Origin of the sequence: Lyngbya sp. CCY1209 (genome assembly GCF_035615495.1) — a bacterium.
GTDB lineage: Bacteria > Cyanobacteriota > Cyanobacteriia > Cyanobacteriales > Microcoleaceae > Limnospira.
In genome coordinates, this window is the sequence record NZ_JAJENU010000205.1 from 1 (window position 1) to 559 (window position 559).

The 559-nt window shown below is 45.8% G+C and carries 1 protein-coding gene; it reads left to right on the plus strand.

Annotated features, from left to right (window positions below; all coding sequences use genetic code 11):
• The coding region (locus LKE08_RS03890; protein WP_324702880.1) for a hypothetical protein at nucleotides 1–237 on the plus strand (237 nt) is incomplete at its 5' end.
• Between the last annotated feature and the right edge of the window lie 322 nt (nucleotides 238–559).

Here is a 559-nt window from a genome sequence, read left to right on the forward strand (position 1 = left end):
TACAAGCCTAAAATCAGTCATTCAAACAGAGTACCAAATTTTGAGGATGCGATCGCCTCAATTATCAACTCTGTAGGGGCCCCTGGCTTGCGCCCTTTTTCATCTGGTGTCGGGCGAATATCAAATTGGGGCGTATGCCATACGCCCCTACAAAAATGCGATCGCACCCCCGCATCTCCCAACCATCTAAAATTGATGGATGATGCAAACACGGAACGCAGACTCATTGATAAATGATGGTATTGAGAAAAATCGAATACGGTGTTCCGTGGATGATGTGATGATGATGTCAGAAATGATCGTGATTCCAATTGGACGATCGCGTAATTATGGATGGTGCGTTATGCGGAAATATCATTGATTTGTCAGCATTCGCATTTTCCAGCCGCATAACACACCCTACTGGACTACGGCCGCCTTTTTCAAACAGTTTGAATAAGTTGGGTAGGGGCGCAAGGCTTGCGCCCTTTTTGGGTACGAGAAACCGCTTGGGAATCAATTCCCAAGCTAATAGCTCAAATCATCTGAAGATGATTGGGGAGGTTTAGGAGGGGATAAC